The following is a 23,187-nucleotide window of genomic DNA, read 5'->3' as shown; positions in this document are numbered from 1 at the left end:
GAGCAAGCTCGCTCCCACAATGGAGCGCATTCCAACTGTGGGAGCGAGCTTGCTCGTGAAGGTGAAAGTCCAGTCACGGCACAATTGCGGTGACTCAACATCAGCGAATACCCGCGAGTAACGTCCGCGCCGTTTGCTTGAGAGGCTCGTCCCCTTCCTTGAGCAACTCATTGAGCAGCGCAATGGCGCTGTCGATATCCCCGTCATCAATACAGGTTTGCGCCTGTTCAAGCTTCACCGAAGCGATAGCAGGTTCCGGCTCCTGCGGTGTCAGTGGCTCCAGCGCCAGTGATGGCGGCGGGTCACCAAATTCATTGAGAAAGTCATCATCCAGTGGCTGCGCGTCGGGTTCGGGAATCCACTCCAGCTCCGCCTCGTCACTCGCGGCGACCTCGGGCAACTCGAAGTCCACCGGCAGCACTTCAAGGCTTGAGTCCGACGCGGGGGCGCCCGCGGATGGCTGATCTGCAGCCGTCCGACTGTCTTCAAGATCCCAACTTGAAGCCATCGACAGCTCCCCCAGGTTCAATTCGAAATCGTCCTCAGGCGCCGGTGGTGCTGGCGCAATCGGTGCTGCAGCGATGACAGGCAACACCGGTGTGATCGCTGCAACACGGGTGAGCTTTGGATGACGCGCCCGGATCGCCTCCAGTTGCAGAGGATCGACTCCTGCCCCGCGCAATTGGTTTTCCTGTTGCTCAAAAGCGGCACTGTCGCCCTGACGCCCCAACACCTCAAGCAATTGCACGCCCAGGTCGGTGCGTTCCGGCTCTTTGTCCAAGGCATCGCGCAACAGCCCGACGGCCTCGTTCAGGCGTCCGTAGGCCAGGTAAATTCCCACCGCCTCCAGCACATCTCCCGCCGCCGGCTCTTCACGATGCTCGGGTGTTGCACCGAGGCCTATCGAGGGCGCAGTGGATCTGTCGTCCAGATCCGGCTCGTGACCGGTCGGGGCAAGCGCCAGCGGCGCTGCATTTTCGGCCAGTTGCCGGCGACGGCGCACGAACAGCCCCCCCACCAGCAGGCCCAACAACAGCAGCAAGCCGCCGAACAGCGGCCAGTTGAGATCATTGTCCTCGACTGGCAGCGCGGCGGGTGCTGGCGCTGGGGTTGGCGGCGTAATCACCGGTGCCGGAGGCTTTTGCAATTCGGTCAAACGCGTTTGCAGATCACTGACCTGTTTTTTACCGTCGGCAATCTGCACATCCTGCGCCTGCAGTTTGACGTTGAGTTCGTCCACCGTCTTTTGCAGTTGCTGATTGAGCAATACGCTGGTCGCCAATTGCTCCGCGAGGGCATCGCTGGCGGGCGAAGCCGCCGCTGGAGAGGTCGGCGCCGAGGACGGTGCATCGCGTTTGCCCTGGGCTGCCTGAGGCGCCGCGGCGGCAGGCTCGACGGCGGGAAATTCAGAGGATTGCGGATGGGGATCGGGTTCATCCGTGGCCGGTACGATACTGGGCGATCCAGGCGGATCGATCAGCACCGTGTACTCGCGCAGCAGGCGGCCATTGGGCTGATCGAGCTGCAGCAGAAAATTCAGAAAGGGTTCCTTGACCGGCTTGCGCGAGGTCACCCGGATCATCTGACGATTGCCATGCAGGATCGGGGTGAACTTGAGGTCATTGAGGAAGAACACCCGTTCCACCCCGGCCCGGCCGAATTCATCTGCCGAGGCCAGGCTGGCCGAGAGATCGCTGGCACTCAAGCCAGCGGCATCCACCAGCGCAATGTCGGCCTTGAATGGCTGATTGAGACCCGAGTGAACCGTGATGTCTCCCAGGCCCAGTGCCATCGACCAGGTCGAATAGCTGAAAACGCCAGCGACCAGCAGCCATTTGGCGCCACTGCGCAGTACCACGTGCCGACTTGCGTGCATGAGCATCCCTTAGATAAGCAAAACCGGTTTCTATGCGTTCGCACATCCGGTACGAACACGATATTGCCCAGTAGTTCTTATAGTCTGCTCAGCGCGATCTCTCAAAAAACCGGCACGCAGTTATGCCTCAAGATTTTTCCAGGTTGCCCAGAATGTGCCCGTGAACCCGCATGCACACCTTCAAATCCGCCTCGTCGACGCCTTCGAACAATTCATGGCGCAGTTGCGTGGCAATGGTTTCGATTTGTTCGATCAGCGGTAGCGCAGGTGCGCAGAGCACGATTTTTTTCGCCCGGCGGTCTTCCATCACCGACTGGCGTTGCACCAGGCCCTGGCTTTCCAGACTGTCGAGCAAACGCGCGAGGGTCGGCCCCTCGACGCCGACACTTTGCGCCAGCTCGCGTTGGGTCGGCGCCTCTTCGAAACGCGCCAGATGCAGCAGCACCAGCCAGCGCGCCTGGGACAATCCCAGCCCCGCCAGTCGGCGATCCAGTTCGGCGCGCCAGCCACGGGACATCTGGGCCAATTGCATGCCAAAGCGGTGTTGATCGGTTAACGGCATAAAACACTCATGAGTAGACTGACAAATAGAGAAAAACTAATTATTAGTCAGCTAAGCATGACATTTGGCTATAGGCAAGAGCCGACCTGTACTGAATCGTTACAACTGCCTGACGGTTGGCGCAAACGCCCTCTTACATTTCAAACTCAGATTGCAACGCAGCCCTGACGCAGTAAAGAACGCCTTCCGGAACCCGACCGGCGAACAGCTCGGCCACTTCGGCGACCGACGGCAACTCGCCTTCGCCGTCGAGGAACGCATCCTGCACCTCGCCCATCAGTTCTTCAGGCAGGTCGAGCGCCTGCTCCAGCGACAATTGCTGCTTGCCAATGGCCTCGGCGAGCATGGTGTAGACGTTCTTTTCCGAGCACTGCAACTGCCCGGCGATCTGCATCGGGGTCATGCCGGCGCGGGCCAGGGTGATCAGTTCGTGGCGCACGTCGGCCACCGCTTTCGGCGCTTCGGCTTCGCCGCCAAGCACTTCGAGGAAGGCCTCGCCGTAACGCTCCAGCTTGCGCGCACCCACGCCGCTGACCCGCGCCATGTCGGCCAGCGAGGTTGGCTGGCTGCGGAGCATTTCCAGCAGCGTCGAGTCGGGGAAGATGACGTACGGTGGCACACCATGCTCTTCGGCGAGTTTGCGCCGCAGCGCACGCAGGGCTTCCCACTGTTCGCGCTCTTCGCCGCGCACCAGTTGGCTGGCCGGGCTCTTGCTGGCGGTCTTGGCGGTGACCTGCGGCTTGAGGTCGCGGCGCAGTTCCAGCGTCACCTCGCCCTTGAGCAATGGCCGACAGGTGTCGCTCAGGCGCAAACCGCCATAGCCCTCGTGATCGACGTCGGCCAGACCACGCGCCACCAACTGACGAAACAGCGAGCGCCATTCGCTTTCGCTCAGCGCCTTGCCGACGCCATACACCGACAGATGCTGATGACCGAAGCTGCGGACCTTTTCGTTATCCTTGCCCAGCAACACGTCCACCAGATGGCCGACGCCATAGCGCTGGCCGGTGCGATAGATCGCCGACAGCGCCTGACGCGCCGGCTCGGTGGCGTCCCAGGTCTGCACGCCGTCGACGCAGTTGTCGCAGTGGCCGCACGGCTCGGGCATGTCTTCGTCGAAATAGGCCAGCAGCGTCTGCCGGCGGCAGCGGGTTTCTTCGCAGAGCGAAAGCATGGCGTCGAGCTTGTGCTGCTCCAGGCGCTTGTGGCGCTCGTCGCCTTCGGAGTTCTGCAGCATCTGCTTGAGCATCACCACGTCTTGCAGACCGTAGGCCATCCACGCATCCGCCGGCAGGCCATCACGACCGCCGCGCCCGGTTTCCTGATAGTAGGCCTCAAGGGATTTGGGCAGGTCGAGGTGCGCGACGAAGCGCACGTTGGGCTTGTCGATGCCCATGCCGAACGCCACGGTGGCGACCATGATCAGGCCCTCCTCGTTGAGGAAGCGTTTCTGGTGGTAGGCGCGCAAATCGTTGGGCAGACCGGCGTGATACGGCAGCGCCGGGAAGCCCTGCTCGGTGAGGAACGCGGCGACTTCCTCGACCTTTTTGCGCGACAGGCAGTAGACGATGCCGGCATCGCTGCGGCGCTCGGCAAGGAACGCCAGCAACTGCTTGCGCGGCTGCTCCTTGGGCACGATGCGGTAGAAGATGTTCGGCCGGTCGAAACTCGACAGAAAGCGCTCGGCGTTCTGCAGGTGCAGGCGGGTGACGATTTCTTCGCGGGTGCGCTTGTCGGCCGTGGCGGTCAGGGCGATGCGCGGCACATCGGGGAACATTTCCGCCAACTGGCCCAGTTGCAGGTATTCCGGGCGGAAGTCATGACCCCACTGCGATACGCAATGCGCCTCGTCGATGGCAAACAGCGCAATGTTCAGCCCTTGCAGGAACGACAGCATGCGCGGCTGTACCAGACGTTCCGGCGCCAGATAGAGCATCTTCACTTCGCCACGCTTGATTCGCGCCGCCAGATCGCGCTGCTGTTCGGCGCTCAGCGTGGAGTTCAGTGCAGCAGCGGCCACGCCCAGCTCTTCGAGGGTGGCGACCTGATCGTCCATCAGGGCGATCAACGGCGACACCACCACCGCCAGGCCTTCGCGCAGTAGCGCCGGTACCTGGAAGCACAGGGATTTGCCGCCACCGGTAGGCATCAGCACCAGCGCATCACCGCCGCTGGCCACGCGCTCAATGATCGCACCCTGGCGGCCACGGAAACTGTCGTAGCCGAAGATGTCCTTGAGGACGCGTTGAGCCTGTTCGAGCATAAAAACTCCAAAAATCTACCGAAACATCCCTGCACAGGCTGGTTCAGGACAGCCAGGGCTGCTTAAACAAAACGTAAGAGCGCATTGCAATGACAGCCGCGCGACAAGCAGGGAGCGCAAAACGCGGCAGTATACCCGAGCCCTTCCCGACGAGGGGTGCCGCTGAGTAGAGTCATTCCTGCACCCCTCTGCAGGAGCTGCCGAAGGCTGCGATCTTTTGATCTTGATCTTGAAAAACAAAATCAAAGGATCGCAGCCTTCGGCAGCTCCTACAGGGATCCTCGGTGGATCTGCGGGCCGTGGCGGGCAAATCTGCCATGCGGCTGGCTTGAGCGCGCAAGAAGGCCTAGAATTCCCGCATTGTTTATTCCCCAAGGTAGCCCCGTAATGTCCTTCGCTGAGCAACTGACCCGCCTGCAAGTCTTCCTCGACGCCGACGAGCTGCACGAAGAGGCGCTGGATTACGTGGCCGCCCACGGTTACCTGACCGCCCTGTCGATCTGTGCAGAAGATGTACCGGAGCGTGAGTGGATCGACGCCCTGTTCGCCGAAGAGCCGCATTACAGCAGCGACGCACAGCGCGAAGAGATCGAAGCCACGCTGATCGGCCTCAAGGCACACATCGCCCGCCAACTGGCGTCCGACGAAGAATTCGAGCTGCCGTGCGATCTGGATCTGGGCGACGAGCCGGACGACTCCGAACTGCGCGGCTGGTGCATCGGTTTCATGGAAGGTGTGTTCCTGCGCGAAGCGGCCTGGTTCGAAACCGCTGAAGAAGAAGTCAGCGAAATGCTCCTGCCGATCATGGTCGGTTCGGGTCTGTTCGACGAGCAGCCAGAGTTCGAAGACATCGCCAAGGACGCCAACCTGATGGACGACATGATCGTGCAGATCCCGGAAGCCCTGACCGCGCTGTATTTGCTGTGCCAGGCCCCGGACGAAAAACCGGCGATCCTCAAGCCACGCCATCACTAAGATCCGGCCTATGGACAACCCCATAGGCAACCGCCCCCTGATGTTGCGCTACTTGCTGCTGGCCATCGGCTGGATCAGCGTGGCATTGGGGGTGATCGGGATTTTCCTGCCCGTGCTGCCCACCACTCCCTTCCTTCTGCTCGCAGCGGCCTGCTTCGCGCGCAGCTCTCCACGTTTCTATCAATGGCTGGTCGAGCATCCAAAGCTTGGGCCATGGATCCGCGACTACCTCGATGGCAATGGCATTCCGCTCAAGGGCAAGGTCTACGCGATCGGCCTGATGTGGGCGAGCATTCTGTTCTCGTGCTATCTGGTGCCACTGCCATGGGCGCGGGGGTTCATGCTGACCAGTGCGGTGCTGGTGACGGTCTATATCCTGCGGCAGAAAACCCTGCACAAACCTTGATTCCCACTGTAGGAGCTGCCGAAGGCTGCGATCTTTTGATCTTGTTGTTTAAAAATCAAAGATCGCAGCCTTCGGCAGCTTCTACAGGGGGACGGCGTTCGCGCAGGATTTTGTTGTTTAGCCCGAAGCTCTGTGACCGCTCGTCTTAAACCTGCCCGCACCTGTCAGATCTGACAGTAGGCAGCCGCCTCCACCTGATGTGAGATGAGTCAGGTCCGTCTGGACAGACTTCTTTCACTCAAGGTACGCGCCATGGATATCCAGTCATCAACTCTGAATCAGTTATTCGTGTTGTACCCGTTGATCATCCAAGGCTCGATAACACCGGTCAAACCCGATGGCATCGCTGACGTGGGAGTGTCCAGAGCGCTTGTAACCGCCGATCCAAGGGGGCTTGAAGTATTGATTGACCCTTGGGTCGAACTGCAAATGCTTGCCTCGACCAAGGCCGCCCATGATCGAGTCGACGTCTACGTTGACGGCGAAAAAACCCCCGCGGGCAAGACCATTGCTCCAGGTGAAGAAAATCAACGCCTCTCGCTGTACATACCATCCGATTTTTTCAACCAAGGGGTCAATACGGTTAACTACGTCGTCACGCGCGTGGGTGGGAATGTTGAAGAATCAAGAAAATTAACCGTGCTGTACAACCTGCGTCCTTCGACGAGTCTGGTATTGACGATTCCACCCGACGTCGTCACCCATGGCGTGAGTGCCGATCGGGCTGCGCAGGGCGTTGTGTTCACGTTCACTTACACTAACCGCCGGTCATTTGATCGTATCGAGTTTAAGTTGGGCGATACCATTTTCAGATTCAACGTCCCGGATGCCCCGGCTCCGATCACCCTGACGCTGTTCACGGCAGACTTCGAAAAGGCAGGCGACGGCCCCGATGCGGTCGCCGAGTTCTACGTCATCGATCAGTTGGGCAATCGCGCACGATCTTCTGAACAAATCATAGACATACACCTCAGCCGCCTTGATCTGCGCGCCCCGACCGTCATCGGTCAGTCCGGCAACAACTTCAGCCCGACCCAGCCGCAAATCCGCGTGATGATCCCCACAGGCTTGTTGCCCAGCGACTTGGTTTTCGTGAATTGGACCGGTTCGACAGCCGCCGCAGACGGCTCCTACACCAGCCCGCAACGACTGGTCAGTGCCGGCCTGGAAATCGCGGTGCCGCGCTCAGTGCTGGCCTTCTCCCTGAACAGCCCCATCACCGTGGACTACACCGTTATCCGCAACGGCGTATCCACCACATCACCGCCGTTGAAACTGAACATTCTTCCGCTACCCGCATCGGCCCTGATCCCTCCAAAAATCATCGACGCCGACGCAAACAACGTACTCGACGTCAACGCACTCGGCACTAAAGACGCGACCATCCACGGCTTGCTCTGGACGCTGATCGAAGCCGGGCAGCAAGTGTGGCTGTGGCTGGAAGGCAAGAAAGCCGATGGCAGCGCGCACAACCTGACGGTCTGGAATGGCGGCGGCAATTACGTCAACGCGACGTGGCTGAACCAAGGGTTCTGGCCACGGACATTCGCCAACAGCTTCCTCAAGCAACTTGGCCACAATACCCCCCTGACCCTCCACTTCCTGGTAGCGCTGGATAAGAGCAACATCAAAGACAACGCGGTGGTGTTTCCACTTCGCACCTACACCATCCGATCGGTCGCCCTGGTGGCACCGACGATCACTTCGGTGAAGGACTTGAGCGGCTGGGAAATTCCCGACAACGGCTACACCGTGCATAAGGAAGCGACCGTCAGCGGCACGGCGCCCGCCGGTCAGGAGGTGGAGGTTTTCGTCGGCAGCCTTGCCAAAGGCAAGGCCAAGGCCGCAACGAACGGCGCATGGAGCCTCCCGCTCACCGGCCTCACGCAGGACGTGCCACTCAGCATCAAAGCCGTCGGCCAATATGCAACCAATCCGTCATCGAACGTGAGAAAACTCACCGTCGTGTACGGCCAAAGACCGGCCATTACCGCCGCGCATGACGCCAGCGGCGTTGTGATTGCCAATGGCGGCACGACCTCCGATACCAGCGTCACACTGTCGGGCACGGCCAATGCATTTCTTGAAGTCGAAATCTTCGATGGCACCACGTCCAAAGGCAAGGTCAAGGCAGACGGCAGTGGTAAATGGAGATTCACACTCACGGGTCTGACCCGAGCCAGTCACGGATTCACGGCAAAAGCGCTGTACGGGTCGAGTACTGTTTCGCCAGTGTGGACGGTGATCGTAGGGCAGGAGGTGGCGCCGACGATTACCTCTGTCAAAGGCTTGCCCAGCGGTGTCGAAATTCCGAATGGCGGCACTACCGTCGAGACCGCCGTTACGCTGACCGGTGTGGCGGCCAAGGGTATGCAGGTTGAAGTATTCAACAGTACGGTCTCCAAAGGCAAAGCCACCGCCGATGCCTTGACCGGGATCTGGACATTATCGATTACCGGGCTGACAGTGGCGACACACAACCTGCACGCCAAAGCACTGTATGGCTCAGGGCAAACCACAGCAAAAAGGCAGTTCTACATCATCGCTGAGCTGCAGCGGGATTTCACCGACTTTGCTAACAGTAACCGGAATGGCTGGGCTGACGGGGCGGGTGCTGGCCCAAGGGATCTGACAATGGTGACCGTCGCCAACAACGTGAGACTTCAAAACTACACGTACAACAATGCCTCCAGTGGCGTGATCATTCACAAAGCCTTTAACAATCTACGCCCCAAAGCTTCGTATCGATTCACCATCAAGGTCGTTCGGTTCGATGGCCGGTTCGCGGTCCCACGCTTATCGCTCAGAGCCGCCGGCGCCACAGTTGCGGGCCCTTTGAACATTACGTCAATGTCTAGCTGGACGGTTCTGTCGGGCACATTTACCGCCACCCAATATCAAGCTGTGCTGGATGTTTATAGCCATATTGCGACAGGAGAAGGTAACGACTATCAGATTGACGATATTGAGGTCGTCCGTGTGTAGTTGACGGAAGCAGGGTTGGTCCTGCGGGGGACCAACACCGAATCGCTGCTGATCAATGCCTGCAAGTCCATGGCGTCGACCAGTGTGATGCACAGCGAGCTCGCAAGGACGCTGAATACCCCGTATCGCAACAAAAAACGGGGGCGGATCAAATGATCAGCCCCCTTTGTATTTCCGCATTATCTGCCGTGTTCAAAGCCTGCTCGCGATGAGGCCGCCACGGCTGGCGCCTAATCCTTGGGCACGACGTTATCCAGCGCCTGATTCACCGCCAACTCGCCCAGCATCACCACTTGCGCAATGCCCAGCGCCGTATTGCGACTCGGCCCTTCCAGCGTTCCGGCGAAATCACCGAGCATCACCGTGACCGAGGCCAGGGATTCGCAGGCGTTGGCCAGCAGGGATTCGGTGTCGGTTTGCGGGTTGACCAGGAACATGCTGCTGGGGGTGTACGGCGTCGCCATGATGTGCGCGGGCGCGAGGTAGTGGTCGAGGGCGCGTTCGGCGGCTTCGTGGAGTTTTCTGGAGTTGTGGGATTCGTAGGGTGATACCGGGTCTGTAGCGGGTGGATTGGGGGTGGTTTCGGGCATCATCAGTTGGAACTCCGATCGAGGCACTTTGAAAGAATGAGTCTCTGTAGGAGCTGCCGCAGGCTGCGATCTTTCGATGTTGCTTTTGAAAAAACAAGATCAAAAGATCGCAGCCTGCGGCAGCTCCTACAGGGGACCGGTCAGTTAGTTCGGCACGCGGCGGCCGTCCAGTACCCGGTTGACCATCAGTTCACTGAGCATGATCACCTGATGCAGCATCAGCACGGCGCGGCGGTGTGAGTCGTCGAGCGCGCTGCCGATATCGCGAGCCATGTCGTTAGCGGCGGCTAGCGATTCGCAGGCTTCGACGAGCAAGGTTTCTTCGTCCACGGTCGGGTCGATGAGGAAGATTCTGTTCGATTTGCGTGACGGGGTTGAAGGGATCGAGATCTTCAGTGCGCCGGGGTTGAGGTAGAACTTGATGGCGCGATCGGTCGCTTCTTTTATCTTCTGCGGGTCGAGGGCCGGGTCGTATGGGATCGGGTTGGCGTGTGGGGGGTTGGGTGTGGCTTTGAACATAGGTGAAGCTCCTGCTTAGCAAAAGTTAGGAGCCATCACTCTCGCTACCAAACGAGGGTGGCGGCCATACGCAGGTTGGTAGACCGGTCTAAGCAGGAAAACCCGGCGCTCTCGAAAGAGCCCCACGCATGGCCACCATATAAAATTGAGCCCCGCTGAAAAGGGACTGCATAGGAGGTCGCCATCACACTTAGAAACGGGCTACCAAACCCGATCACTGTTTTCAGTGACAGGGGAACGATATAGCCCGGCCCATAGCCGTGTAAGCCGGCGGATTCTGGCGTAGGCGTAGGTAACGGCGCAAGGCGTTGTAGCCGTTATGGCGTAACGGTTCGTGTATTTTAAACAGGTTCGCGCGAGTTACGTTTAAGTGCAGACAGTGGCCGAGTATTTCCCCGTGCTGTTGATGTTGTTGGCCAGGCCGTCATCGCTGGCAAGCCAGCTCCCACAATTTGACCGAGTGCATTCAGTCAGGGATTGGTCGACTGGGAGCCTGCTCGCGAAGGCTGACTCACTGGCAACGCCATTCTCCAGACAGAAAAAACCGCCGTCCCGATCAACCGGAACGGCGGGTTTTGTCGTCTCAGACCTCAGTCAAACTGTGTCCACCTTCAACGAATGATCATGGAGCATGCCGCTGATGATCGTCGCCGTGTCGTGCCCACCCGCAACCACCCCGCCCGCCCCCGGGGTCACGCCGTAGTGGCTGGCGAGGTTGACGCCGGCCAGGTCGATGAAGTGCAGGTAGTCGTCGAGCGACGCGGTGGTGCCGTTTTCACCTTGCAGCAGTTGCGACAGGTCGAGCTTATCGGTGCCGGGGGGGTGAAGTCGGTGATGGTGTCGTGGCCGCTGTTGCCCTTGAGGTACTGGAAGGTGTCCGCACCGCAAAAGGGGACGCATTTATTTTTCACCCCAACCCAAAGCCCGCGCTTTCCTTAATACCGGGAGTGCGGGTTTTGTCATTTCAACGCCTTCGAAATTAGCTAAACGTGTTCAAGGACATATCCGCAAAACCACACAACCTTGCGCCTTTAACTGCGCATTCGCCCGAATCCGCCGACTTGTGTTCCTTGGGGACGGGTTTTAGTCCTGTCAATGTGCCAGACGGGCCGTCATTGTCGGGCCGCCGCCCCGGAAGAAGCCGCTCTCACCAGCCAACCACTCGTCCTGAAACCCGTTCACCTGTCAGATCTGACAGGTGACGACCCTCTCCGCTCACGGTGTAATGAAGTCCTCCCGTAGAGGGTTCTCAACGCACGTCAGGAGAGCAGCATGAGCATAAATGTCAACTCGGCAGAGACTAACGCCTTGCTTAAATTGTTCCCCATGGCCATTCCGGGAGCAGAGCAAAAGGTATTTCCGCCAGGGGTCTACCATCTCGGTATTCCCCTGAGCCTTCATTCACCGACCACCGCGCTGTTCATGGTGATCGACCCAGTCACGACACTGGCCACCACGCTGCAAGCAAATGACTCCGTTAGGTTGTGGGTCAACGGCCTGGCGACCTCTGTGATCAAGATCATCAAACCGGGCGAGGAGAACGACCCCATCGACATGGAACTGCCGTGGGGCGGGCTGGTGGATGGCGGCAACACCCTGTTTTATCGGGTAACCCGACCCAGCGGCAACTTCGACGATTCCACCCCGGTACTCAACGTGCTGTTCAACAACCCGGCCTCCGGCATCACGGCCAGCCATCCGGCCAGTGTAGCCCCGGGGCAGCCTGCCACGTTCACGTTAACTCGCAACTACCCACGCGAATATGACGTGGTGACGCTGACCGTGGGGAGGTGGAGCAAAACCATTCCCTACGCCCACCCTGCCAACCCGATCAGCTACACCCTGAGCAGTGCCGATCTGCAGCAGATCGGTGACGGCACCCATCCGGTAAGCGCTACGGTGGTCGATCAGTTGAGCAACAGCAATGTGTCACCGACGACGTCCATTGTGATCAACGCCAATCAGCGCGTCCTGAACCCGCCGATCATCGTGGAAGCCGAACCGGGCAAGACGCTTGACGTGGTGGCGCTGAAGGGCAGAGACGCCACGATTCACGGCCAGTCATGGACGGCCATCGCGTCGGGGCAGCAGGTGTGGCTCAAACTGACAGGCCGCAATCGTGCCGGGGTAGCCGTCACCTTGCAGATCTGGAATGGCGGTGCCAGCCGGGTGAATGCGACCTGGGTCAGCCAGGGTTTCTGGCCCAAGCCCTTGCCAGCCAGCTTTCTGTCCCAATTGGCGGACGGCTCCGGTTTGCTGATGGAGTTCTGGGTGTCGGAGGACAAGAGCGGAAACTTCGCGACGGCGACGAAGTTCCCGGACCAGGTTTACACCGTCCGGGCGATTGCGCCGGTGGCACCCACCATTACCTCGGTGAAAGCCGATTCCGCCACCGGCCCGGAAGTGCCCGATGGTGCTTCCACCACTGCCACGACGTTCGTGCTAACGGGCAAGGGAACGGCCAGTCAGACGATCGTACTGCGCGACAATGGTGCCGTGACAGCCAGCATCAACGTAGGCGCCACGGGTGACTGGAGCCATACGCTCTCCGGGCAGGAACTTGGCGACCATGCTTTTACAGTCGAGCCGGCTGATGCTTCGTTCCCGGCCTCCCAGGCGAGAACACTTTCACGGGTGCACGCGACCGACTTTCAGGACGACTCTTACAATGGCTGGGTCCCTTTCACAGGTGCCCGCTCCGGATTCATCCGCGTACATTCGGGCGTCAAGGCGTTCTTCAACTTCACGGACATAAACCCTGCTACAGGCTACGCGGGAGCCGTGTTCTACCAGGACTTCATACTGTCCCCCGGCACTTACATACTGAGCATGAAGGCGACTCACGTTCCCGATTCTCCTGCGCCCAATCTGGTCAATCCACTCCTGTCGATCTCCACCAGTTTGCCCAATGGCCCGCAAGTCGCCTATGAGTTACCGAAGAACGGGGTCTGGTATGACTTCTCGATGCCATTCACCGTCCCCGTTCGCCAGCTCATCAGGCTTTATATCGTCAATCATCAGGACTACGGCATCGGCAACGATTTCGGCATACGCGGCATCGGCCTGAAGAAACAGGGGGCAAGCTTGAGCGGGGTGATGGAATCGCTCAACACACTGCCGCCCTACACAGGTCTGTTGCCGAAAGTTGTATTGCCCTGAGCGAGGCGCGGCAAACGGAGGCTTAATTCGACAAGTGCAAAAACCCGCCGCTCCCCAACCGGAACGGCGGGTTTTGCCGTTTCAGACCTCAGTCAAACTGTATCCACCTTCAACGAATGATCATTGAGCATGCCGCTGATGATCGTCGCCGTGTCGTGCCCACCCGCAACCACGCCGCCCGCCCCCGGGGTCACGCCGTAGTGGCTGGCGAGGTTGACGCCGGCCAGGTCGATGGTCTGGTTCGGCGTGGCGCCGGCCAGGGCGCTGACGTCGATGCTGGTGAGCACCGAGGCGCCGCTGCCGGTGACGGTGAAGTGCAGGTAGTCGTCGAGCGACGCCGTGGTGCCGTTTTCACCTTGCAGCAGTTGCGACAGATCGAGCTTGTCGGTGCCCGGGGTGAAGTCGGTGATGGTGTCGTGGCCAGTGTTGCCCTTGAGGTACTGGAAGGTGTCCGCTCCCGCTCCACCGGTCAGGGTGTTGTTGCCCATGCCGCCGATCAGCAGGTCATCGCCACCACCACCGTTGAGGATGTCGTTGCCCAGGCCGCCGTTGATCACGTTGTTATTGTTGTCGCCGGTCAGGGTGTCGTTGAAGTTCGAGCCGACGAGGTTTTCGATGTTGCTGATCGTGTCAGTGCCGGCGCCGATGGTGTTTTGCGCACCGAGCAGGCCGAGGTTGACCGTAACCCCGGCGGTGGCGTGGGCATAGCTGACCGTGTCGATGCCGGTGCCGCCGTCGAGAATGTCGTTGCCCGGGCCGCTGTAGAGCAGGTCGTTGCCCGCACCGCCGTGCATCTCGTTGTTGCCGGACCCGGCGGTCAGTACGTCGTTGCCGTCACCGCCATTGAGGAGGTTGTTGCCGCTGCCCGCCACCAGAATGTCATCCCCGGCAGTGCCGGTGAGGGTGTGGCCATCCTGATAAGTGATGCTGACGCTGGCCGTGTCGCTGCCGCCATGGTTGTCGTTGGCGGTGTAGGTGCCGTTGAAGTCCGGCGTCACGTCGTGGGCGCCGGCGTAATTGACTGTCATGGTCAGTTGATAGTTTTCCGCTGCATTGGGGTTGCCGCCGCTGGTGTTGCTGATGTTGGTCACGTGGATCTGGTAGGTACCATCGGCGTTGGCGGTGATGGTGTCGCCGTCGGCGATGCTGACGAACGCGCCGCCGTTGACCGAGTACTCCATGGTGACGTGGCCAGCCGCGAGGTTGTGATCCAGGTTGAGGGTTTCGCCCTGCTTCAGTTTGACGGTGATCAAGTCTTCATCGTTGGCATTTGCGTTGGTCACCGCACCGAGATAACCACTGACCACCAGCACCGCGGTCATCGCGGCGGTGTTCGCCGCGAACGCGTTACGCACGTCGGCCAGGTTCTGGTTGGCCGCCGTGTTGCTGGTGCCGTTGAACGTGATCGCGCCGGTACCGGTGAAGTCCGCGCCCTTGGCCACCCAACCGGTGTTGAAGGTGGTTGGCGAGGCGTTGAGCGTGTCGCCATCCGGGTCGGTGTCGTTGGCCAGCAACAGTTCGCCCGGCACCGTGACGCTGCTCGACAGCACGTTGGTGATGACGTGGTCGTCCACCGCCACCGGTGGCGAATTGGGGATCACTTTCACGGTCAGCGTCGAGCTGGCGAGGTCGCCGTCATTGTCGCTGAGGGTGAAACCGATGTTCTCGGTGATCACCGTGGTCGTGGTTTTCTGCGAGGTGTAGCTGTAGTCGCCGGTATCGAGGTTGATCACCAGCGTGCCGCTGTTGTTGGTAGCAATGCTGATCGTGTTGTTCACGGTGTTGAACGTGCCGTGGTTGGTGCCGCCGCTTGCGGTCAGCGAACCCTGACCGCTGTTGGCGCGCGGGTCATAGGTGTAGGTGGTGCCGTCGACCACGATGGATTTGATGAAGCCGCCATCGGCGCCGAAGGTACCGCCCTCGCCCAGTAGCGAACCGGTGACTGGCGCACCTTCCACAGTGCCCGACAGCACCGAGTTGAGCTGATTGAGGTCGGTGACCACCACCGCGTTGGTGTTGGTGTGGCTGATGCCGTCATAGGCCAGCGGATCGAGGTTGGCGTTGCTCACGCCGCTGCCCAGGCCGATCGCATAGTTCTTGATGTTGTTGGCATCGAGGAAGTTTTTCAGCGCGGTCTCGTCGGCGGTGCCGATTTCCTGGCCGGTGGTCGGTTTGCCGTCGGAGAAGAAGTAACCGACGTTCTGCGCCCCGGTGAGTTTGCCGGAGGTATTGAAAGCGGTTTGCATCATCGCCACCGCCGCATCGTAGTTGGTGCCGCCGCCCGCCGTGAGGCCGGCGAGAATCGATTTGGCGGTCGCTACGTCAACCCACACCGAGGTCCTGTCGGTGGCGCTGCTGCTGAAGGTGACGAGCTGCACCTTGACGTCGCCGAGGTCGTCATATTTGTCGAGCAAGGCACTGATCGCCTGTTTCGCCAGATCCAGCCGCGACAGGCCCGGCACGCCGGACGGGTCGACCATGCTGCCGGAAATATCGAGGACGATCAGCAGATTGGAATCGATCTCCACCGCCGCCACCGACCGGTCCGACGCCACGGCTTTGGGCACGTCATCGACGATGTTGACCACGAGGGTGCTGGTGGTGCTGTTGCCCAGCGCATCGGTGGCTTTGTAGGTGAAACTTTCGCTCAGGGTGTTGGCGCCGTCGTTGGCGTTCGGCGTGGTTTTCGGTGCCGAGGTCAGGGTGTAGGTGTAAGTGCCGTCGGCGTTGAGCTGGATTTGCCCATAGGTGCCGGTGGCGCTGCCGACCAGGGTATAGGTGATCGCCCCACTGCCGCCGGTGACCGCGCCGACCAGCGTGCCGGTGGCGGTTTCGCCGGTATTGCTCGGGTCGCTGCCGGTGACCGTGCCGGGGGCCAGGTCCTGGCCGTCCTTGGTCAGGTCGAGGGCTTTTTCGTAGACCGTCACGTCTTGATCCACCGACGCTATGAGTTTGCTGTCGGCGACGTTGATGGTGATGGTGGTGGTGCTTTCGTCGCCGTCACCGTCGCGGATGGTGTAGGTGAACGTATCGGTGGCGCCCGGTGGGCTGACCGAGTTCGGGTTGCTGTGGTAAATGGCGTTGCCCGCCGCGTCCAGCGTCAGGTAGCCGTAAGTGCCGATGATGTTGCTGTTGAGGCCGCCGATCGCCGAGCTTGAAGTGTCGCCGCCGGCGCGCACGCCGACCACAGCACCACCCGCCGCTGCGCCGTCCGCACCGGTGACATCATTGCCCAACACGCTGACATTCACCGTACCGCCCTCCACCACCGAGCCGGTGTCGGCCTTGGCGGTCGGCAGGTCATCGATGATGTTGACGTTGATCTGGCCGCTGGCGGTGCTGCCGTCGGTGTCAGTCGCGACCACGTTGAAGTTTTCGGTGAGGCTGTTGGCGCCGTTGCCGGTCGGGTGATTTTCGTTATCCACCAGGGTGTAGCTGTAACTGACCACGCCGGTCGCCGGGTTGTAACCGGTGACGGTGAACGTACTGCCCAGCGGCGACACCACCGATTGCGGGAAGCCTGCGGCGACCCCGTTGGTCACGACGGCAATGCCACCGACAGTGAGGGTTTGCAGGCCATCCAGGGCCGTGACGGTGAACGTACCGCTCTGTGTCAGCGCCGGGGTGTCAGGGCTGGTGCCGTCACTGAGGTTTTTCTCGTAGACGGTGAGTTCGCCGCCATTGACGTCGAGGCCGTTGAGCACCACCGGATCGTCGTTGTTGTGGATGTTCAGCACCAGGTTGGCGGTGCTGGTATCGCCGTCGGCATCGGTGAGCGTGTAGGTGAATGTCTCGGTGCCGTTTCCACCGCCGTGCAGCGCCTTGAAAGCGGCGTCAGCCGGGTTAAGCGTGTAGGTGTAAGTGCCGTTGGCATTGAGCACCAGCGTGCCGTAAGTCCCGGTGAACGTACCGGCAGTGATCGGCCCGGCATTCGGTCCGATGGCGACCACGTCCGCGCCTTGCACGTCGTTAGTCAGCACGTTGCCGGTCAGGGTCAGCTGGGTTTCCGAGGCACTGGTGGCGTTGCTGTCGTTGAGGGCTTTGGGCACGTCATCGACGATGCTGACGACGATGGTGCTGGTGACCACATTGCCCAGCGAATCGGTGGCCTGATAGGTGAAGGTTTCAGTCAGGGTATTGGCCCCGTCGTCGGCATGCGGTGTGGTGGTCGCGGGCGAGGTCAGGGTGTAGGTGTAAGTGCCGTTGGGGTTGAGCACGATCTGCCCGTAGTTGCCGGTGGCACTGCCGACCAGCGCATAGCTGATGGCGCCGACCGCACCGGTGACCGAACCGACCAGTGTGCCGGAGGCGGTTTCGCCCGTATTGGTCGGGTCGCTGCCGGTGACCGTACCCGGGGCCAGATCGGCGCCGTCCTTGGTCAGGTCGAGGGCTTTTTCGTAGACGGTGACGTCGGTGTCGCTGGTCGCATACAGCTTGCTGTTGGCGACATCAATGGTGATGGTGGTGGTGCTTTCATCGCCATCGGAATCGCGCACGGTGTAGGTGAACACATCCACCGCACCGGGGCCGTTCACGGCATTGGGGTTGCTGTGATAGACCGCGTTGCCGTTGGCGTCCAGCGTCAGGTAACCGTAGGTGCCATTGATGTTGCTGTTGAGGCCGCCAATGGCCGAGGTCGAGGTGTCGGAGCCGGCGCGCACACCGACCACCGCGCCGGTCACCGCCGGGCCGTCGGCGCCGCCGATGTCATTGTCGAGCACGTTGCCGCTGACGGTGCCGCCCTCCGCCACCGAGGCGGAATCGGCGTGCGCGCTCGGCAGATCATCAATGATGTTGACGTTGATCTGGCCGCTGGCGGTGCTGCCGTCAGTGTCAGTCGCCACCACGTTGAAGTTCTCGGTGATGCTGTTGGCGCCATTGCCGTTCGGATGGGTTTCGTTATCGACCAGGGTGTAGCTGTAGCTGACCACGCCGGTCGCCGGGTTGTAGCCGGTGATGGTCAGCGTGCTGCCCAACGGCGTGACGGTTGATTGCGGGAAACCTGCGGCCACACCACCGGTGACGACGTTGATGCCGCCCACGGTCAGGGTTTGCAGACCGTCGAGCGCGGTCACGGTGAAGGTACCGCTCTGAGTCAGCGCCGATGCATCGGGACTGGTGCCGTCGCTGAGGTTTTTCTCATAGACCGTGAGTTCGCCACCATTCCCGTCGAGACCGTTGAGGATCACCGGATCGTCGTTGTTGTGGATCTGCAGGACGAGGTTGGCGGTGCTGGTATCGCCGTCGGAATCAGTGAGTGTGTAGGTGAAATTTTCGGTGCCGTTGCCGCCACCGTGCAGGTTTTTGAAGTCGGCGTCGTTGGTGTTCAGTGTGTAGGTGTAAGTGCCGTCAGTGTGCAGTTCCAGCGTGCCGTAGGTACCGGTAAAATTCCCGGCAGTCACTGGGCCGGTCGGCACGCGGTCGGCGCCCTGGACGTCGTTGGTCAGGACATTGCCGGTCAGGATCAACTGGCTTTCCGAGGCGGTGCCGGTGTTGCTGTCATCCACGGCTTTAGGCAGATCGTCGACCACATTGACGTCAAGGGTCGCGTTGGCGGTGGTGCCGTTGTCATCCACCACCGTTACGGCAAATTGCTCAGGCAAGGTATTGGCACCGTTGCCGGTTGGATGCGCATCGTTGTGATCGAGGGTGTAGCTGTAGCTGACGACACCGGTTGCTGCGTTGAAACCGGTGATGGTCAACGTGCTGCCCAACGGTGTAGTCACCGATTGCGGGAAGCCAGCAGCCACACCATTAGTCACCACAGCAATGCCGCCGACGGTCAGCGTGGTGACGCCATCCAGAGCGGTGATGGTGAACGTGCCGCTTTGGGTCAGTGCCGAGGAATCCGGCGCGCTGCCGGTGCTGAGGTTTTTCTCGTAGACCGTGAGTTCGCCGCCGTTCACGTCCAGGCCGCTGATGACCACTGGATCGTCGTTGTTGTGGATCTGCAGCACCAGATTCGCGGTGCTGGTGTCGCCGTCCGAGTCGGTGATGGTGTAGGTGAAGGTTTCGGTTCCATTACCGCCGCCGTGCAGGTTTTTGAAGTCGGCATCGGTCGGGTTGAGCGTGTAGGTGTAAGTGCCGTCGGTGTGCAGTTCGAGGGTGCCGTAGGTGCCAGTGAAGGTACCGGCGGTGACTGGGCCGGTCGGTACGCGGTCGGCGCCTTGTACGTCGTTGGTGAGGACGTTGCCGGTGAGGGTCAGATTGGTTTCTGACGCAGTGCTGGCGTTGGAATCGTTCACCGCTTTGGGCAGGTCGTCGATCACGTTCACATCGAGGGTCGCATTGGCCGTCGTGCCGTTGTCGTCCACCACGGTGACGGCGAATTGCTCGGGCAGGTTGTTGGCGCCGTTGGCCGTCGGGTGCGACTCGTTATCGACCAGGGTGTAGCTGTAGCTGACCACACCGGTAGCTGCGTTGAAACCAGTGACGGTCAGCGTGCTGCCCAACGGAGTAGTGACCGATTGCGGGAAGCCTGCGGCCACACCATTGGTGACGACGGCGATGCCGCCGACGGTCAGCGTGGTGACGCCGTCCAGAGCGGTAATCGTGAAGGTGCCGCTTTGAGTCAGTGCATTGGCGTCCGGCGCGCTGCCGGTGCTGAGGTTTTTCTCGTAGACCGTCAGTTCGCCGCCCTCGGCGTTCAAGCCATTGATCAGCACTGGATCGTCGTTGTTGTGGATCTGCAGCACCAGATTCGCCGTGCTGGTATCGCCGTCAGAATCGGTGATGGTGTAGGTGAACGTCTCGGTGCCGTTGCCGCCGCCGTGCAGGTTTTTGAAGTCGGTATCGGTCGGGTTGAGCGTGTAGGTGTAGGTACCGTCGGTGTGCAGTTCCAGGGTGCCGTAGGTGCCGGTGAAGGTACCGGCGGTGACCGGGCCGGTGGGTACGCGGTCGGCGCCTTGCACGTCGTTGGTAAGCACGTTGCCGGTCAGGGTCAGCAGGGTTTCCGAAGCGGTATTGGCGTTGCTGTCATTCACCGCTTTTGGCAGGTCGTCGATGATGTTGACGTCGAGGGTTGCGTTAGCAGTGGTGCCGTTGTCATCCACCACGGTGACGGCGAATTGCTCAGGCAGGTTGTTGGCGCCGTTGGCGATTGGGTGGGCGTCGTTGTGGTCGAGGGTGTAGCTGTAACTCACCACCCCCGTAGTCGCGTTGAAACCGGTGATGGTCAGCGTGCTACCGAGCGGCGTGGTGACCGATTGCGGGAAGCCTGCGGCCACACCGTTGGTGACCACGGCGATACCGCCGACAGTCAGCGTGGTGACGCCGTCCAAAGCGGTAATGGTGAAGGTGCCGCTTTGGGTCAGTGCATTAGCGTCCGGCGCGCTGCCGGTGCTGAGGTTTTTCTCGTAAACCGTCAGCTCGCCGCCCTCGGCGTTCAAACCATTGATCAGCACCGGATCGTCGTTGTTGTGGATCTGCAGCACCAGATTCGCGGTGCTGGTGTCGCCGTCCGAGTCGGTGATGGTGTAGGTGAAGGTTTCGGTTCCATTACCGCCGCCGTGCAGGTTTTTGAAGTCGGTATCGGTCGGGTTGAGCGTGTAGGTGTAGGTACCGTCGGTGTGCAGTTCCAAAGTGCCGTAGGTGCCGGTGAAGGTACCGGCGGTGACGGGGCCGGTGGGTACGCGGTCAGCGCCTTGAACGTCGTTGGTGAGGACGTTGCCGGTCAGCGTGAGCGTGGTTTCCGACGCCGTGCCCGTGTTGCTGTCATCAAGCGCTTTGGGCAGGTCATCGATCACGTTCACATCGAGGGTTGCATTGGCAGTCGTACCGTTGTCGTCCACCACGGTGACGGCGAATTGCTCAGGCAGGTTGTTGGCGCCGTTGGCGGTTGGGTGGGCTTCGTTATCGACCAGGGTGTAGCTGTAGCTGACAACTCCGGTCGTTGCGTTGAACCCGGTGATGGTCAACGTGCTGCCGAGCGGCGTGGTGACCGATTGCGGGAAGCCGGCTGCCACGCCGTTGGTGACCACGGCGATACCACCGACAGTCAGGGTGGTGACGCCGTCCAAAGCGCTAATCGTGAACGTGCCGCTCTGAGTCAGTGCATTAGCGTCCGGCGCGCTGCCGGTGCTGAGGTTTTTCTCGTAAACCGTCAGCTCGCCGCCCTCGGCGTTCAAACCATTGATCAGCACCGGATCGTCGTTGTTGTGAATCTGCAGCACCAGATTCGCCGTACTGGTATCGCCGTCCGAGTCGGTGATGGTGTAGGTAAACGTCTCTGTGCCGTTGCCGCCACCGTGCAGCGCTTTGAAATCTGCGTCGCCGGTGTTCAGGGTGTAGGTGTACGTGCCATTGGCATTCAACACCAGCGTACCGAAAGTGCCGGTGAAGGTGCCGGCAGTCACCGGCCCGGTAGGCACGCGGTCGGCGCCTTGCACGTCGTTGCTCAGCACGTTGCCGGTCAGGGTCAGCAGGGTTTCCGAGGCGGTATTGGCGTTGCTGTCGCTCACCGCTCTGGGCGCGTCGTCGATGATGTTGACGTCGAGCGAGCCGGTGGCGCTGTCGCCATTGCTGTCACCGGCAGTCACGGTGAAATGTTCGCTGAGGCTGTTGGCGCCGTCACCGGCCGGATGGGCGTCATTGCCGTTGAGGGTGTAGCTGTAACTGACGACCCCGGTCGCAGCGTTGTAACCGGTGATGGTCAGGGTGTTGCCCAGTTGCGTGGTGATCGACTGCGGGAAACCCGCCGCCACGCCGCCACTGATCACGCTGATGCCGCCAATGTTCAGACTGCTCAAGCCGTCCGGCGCCGACACCGTGAAGCTGCCGCTCTGAGTCAGCGCGCCGGGGTTGGCCGAGGAGCCGTCGGGCAGGTTGGCTTCATTGAGAGTCAGCTCGCCCCCCGGCACCGCGAGGCCGCTGAGCGTCACCGGATTGTTGACCGGCGGCGGCACGATCGGCGTGTTGTCGCCACGGTCGATGACTGCGTTATGCCGCTCTTCGGGAAACTCGGGAATGCCATTGAAACCGGCGGTCGGGAAGCCGATGACCGGATCCACTCGTCCACCGACTTCAGTCAGCAACACAAAGCTGTGACCACCGCCCGCCTCGCCCGGCACGCCAGTCGGCGCGTTCGGGCCCGCAGCGGTGGCTTCAGCGGCTTTGGTTGGGTCTTCGCCGGCAGCGATGGCTTTCTGAATCTGCTCGACATCGGTCAGTTGCGCTTCGCTCGGCGTCAGCGCTTCAGGGGAATCAATGTGCACCGCCTGATTGGCCAGCAGTTGCCCGGACAGGGTCATGCTGCTGTCGCGACCCAGAGTCAGTTCGTGGCCATTTTGCAAATGAATGGCGACAGCGCCTTCTGCGCCGGTGATCACTTGATCGCCGGCAAACAAGCGGTCGCCCTCGACCAAAGCGCGGCGAGTGCCGTCGGTGCCTTGAGCAAACACCTGACCAATGACTTTAGTGACGATCCCGATGAGCGTTGCCATGTGAAACTCCTCCGCTGCCGAACACCGTCGGCACTGGTTCGCGAAGCACGCCCATGGCTCAAGCGGGTTGCCGGGGTGACGCTCGCACCTCGACAGTTCGTTTCGCAGGTAGCGCAAACAAGGAAAGGTCGGTGCTTTCAAGCACTGCGCAATCCTGATCGATGCCGCAAACCCACTAGCGCTACGTAACGGTGGTGAATCACCAGAGTGACAAAAAACCGTCACCCATCTGCCGCTACGCGTCCCTCCCCTTCAGCATTACTTCGCCGTATGTCGCAAAGTGAATGGAACTTTCCTCAAGCCTCTCCGTGCTCCATGAAGCGCATAAACAAAGGCTTTCGTCCTGAACAATGTGCCGATTTTGGCCAAGCGCATAAGTTTTTTTCGGCATAAGCCTTATGAAAATTTTTTC

10 protein-coding genes and 1 pseudogene are annotated in these 23,187 nt (G+C 60.7%); 4 read left to right on the top strand and 7 right to left on the bottom strand.

The window, feature by feature from the left end; translation table 11 throughout:
- Positions 1-100: 100 nt before the first annotated feature.
- The 3 genes from AC193Q_RS00265 to recQ form a co-directional block, all read right to left on the bottom strand.
- Positions 101-1,876: a motility hub landmark protein FimV gene (locus AC193Q_RS00265; protein ID WP_483879039.1), complete on the bottom strand. Its 1,776-nt coding sequence runs from the start codon at positions 1,874-1,876 to the stop codon at positions 101-103.
- 127 nt (positions 1,877-2,003) lie between these two features.
- Positions 2,004-2,438 (bottom strand): MarR family transcriptional regulator, encoded by a 435-nt coding sequence (locus AC193Q_RS00260; protein ID WP_016984207.1) that lies wholly within the window; start codon positions 2,436-2,438, stop codon positions 2,004-2,006.
- 133 nt (positions 2,439-2,571) lie between these two features.
- Positions 2,572-4,701: a DNA helicase RecQ gene (gene recQ, locus AC193Q_RS00255; RefSeq protein WP_047292421.1), complete on the bottom strand. Its 2,130-nt coding sequence runs from the start codon at positions 4,699-4,701 to the stop codon at positions 2,572-2,574.
- 387 nt (positions 4,702-5,088) lie between these two features.
- On the opposite strand from recQ, the gene AC193Q_RS00250 reads away from it, so the two are divergent.
- The 3 genes from AC193Q_RS00250 (at position 5,089) to AC193Q_RS00240 (ending at position 9,067) form a co-directional block, all read left to right on the top strand.
- Positions 5,089-5,676: a UPF0149 family protein gene (locus AC193Q_RS00250; protein ID WP_025110580.1), complete on the top strand. Its 588-nt coding sequence runs from the start codon at positions 5,089-5,091 to the stop codon at positions 5,674-5,676.
- Between the two features lie 10 nt (positions 5,677-5,686).
- Positions 5,687-6,082, top strand: coding sequence for a YbaN family protein (locus AC193Q_RS00245; protein WP_121184280.1), 396 nt, complete (start codon positions 5,687-5,689; stop codon positions 6,080-6,082).
- Between the two features lie 252 nt (positions 6,083-6,334).
- Positions 6,335-9,067 carry a hypothetical protein gene (locus AC193Q_RS00240; RefSeq protein ID WP_483879038.1) on the top strand — a complete coding sequence of 911 codons (2,733 nt, stop codon included), beginning with the start codon at positions 6,335-6,337 and terminating at the stop codon, positions 9,065-9,067.
- A gap of 230 nt (positions 9,068-9,297) precedes the next feature.
- Here AC193Q_RS00240 and AC193Q_RS00235 read toward each other — a convergent pair whose 3' ends face one another.
- The 3 genes and pseudogenes from AC193Q_RS00235 to AC193Q_RS00225 form a co-directional block, all read right to left on the bottom strand.
- Positions 9,298-9,657 carry a DUF6124 family protein gene (locus AC193Q_RS00235; RefSeq protein WP_121187720.1) on the bottom strand — a complete coding sequence of 120 codons (360 nt, stop codon included), beginning with the start codon at positions 9,655-9,657 and terminating at the stop codon, positions 9,298-9,300.
- A 144-nt stretch (positions 9,658-9,801) separates the two neighbouring features.
- Positions 9,802-10,176 (bottom strand): DUF6124 family protein, encoded by a 375-nt coding sequence (locus AC193Q_RS00230; protein ID WP_121184274.1) that lies wholly within the window; start codon positions 10,174-10,176, stop codon positions 9,802-9,804.
- A gap of 594 nt (positions 10,177-10,770) precedes the next feature.
- Positions 10,771-11,060 (bottom strand): annotated as a pseudogene (locus AC193Q_RS00225) (type I secretion C-terminal target domain-containing protein); the annotation flags it as partial.
- A 388-nt stretch (positions 11,061-11,448) separates the two neighbouring features.
- Between AC193Q_RS00225 and AC193Q_RS00220 the strand changes: the two are divergent.
- Positions 11,449-13,335, top strand: a complete 1,887-nt coding sequence (locus AC193Q_RS00220; RefSeq protein ID WP_121184270.1) for a hypothetical protein — start codon at positions 11,449-11,451, stop codon at positions 13,333-13,335.
- A 92-nt stretch (positions 13,336-13,427) separates the two neighbouring features.
- Here AC193Q_RS00220 and AC193Q_RS00215 read toward each other — a convergent pair whose 3' ends face one another.
- On the bottom strand, positions 13,428-22,775 hold the full coding sequence (locus AC193Q_RS00215) for a retention module-containing protein (protein WP_483879037.1): 9,348 nt from the start codon (positions 22,773-22,775) through the stop codon (positions 13,428-13,430).
- Positions 22,776-23,187 lie beyond the last annotated feature (412 nt).

It is taken from the genome of Pseudomonas sp. F2, from assembly GCF_057174385.1.
Note: the sequence above shows the minus strand (reverse complement) of the source record. Positions and strands in the feature narration are given on the sequence as shown.

Coding starts and splice junctions, on each gene's coding strand:
- AC193Q_RS00230 (WP_121184274.1), bottom strand. CDS start 10,176: ATGTTCAAAGCCACACCCAACCCCCCACACGCCAACCCGATCCCATAC.
- AC193Q_RS00265 (WP_483879039.1), bottom strand. CDS start 1,876: ATGCACGCAAGTCGGCACGTGGTACTGCGCAGTGGCGCCAAATGGCTG.
- recQ (WP_047292421.1), bottom strand. CDS start 4,701: ATGCTCGAACAGGCTCAACGCGTCCTCAAGGACATCTTCGGCTACGAC.
- AC193Q_RS00240 (WP_483879038.1), top strand. CDS start 6,335: ATGGATATCCAGTCATCAACTCTGAATCAGTTATTCGTGTTGTACCCG.
- AC193Q_RS00235 (WP_121187720.1), bottom strand. CDS start 9,657: ATGCCCGAAACCACCCCCAATCCACCCGCTACAGACCCGGTATCACCC.
- AC193Q_RS00245 (WP_121184280.1), top strand. CDS start 5,687: ATGGACAACCCCATAGGCAACCGCCCCCTGATGTTGCGCTACTTGCTG.
- AC193Q_RS00220 (WP_121184270.1), top strand. CDS start 11,449: ATGAGCATAAATGTCAACTCGGCAGAGACTAACGCCTTGCTTAAATTG.
- AC193Q_RS00250 (WP_025110580.1), top strand. CDS start 5,089: ATGTCCTTCGCTGAGCAACTGACCCGCCTGCAAGTCTTCCTCGACGCC.
- AC193Q_RS00215 (WP_483879037.1), bottom strand. CDS start 22,775: ATGGCAACGCTCATCGGGATCGTCACTAAAGTCATTGGTCAGGTGTTT.
- AC193Q_RS00260 (WP_016984207.1), bottom strand. CDS start 2,438: ATGCCGTTAACCGATCAACACCGCTTTGGCATGCAATTGGCCCAGATG.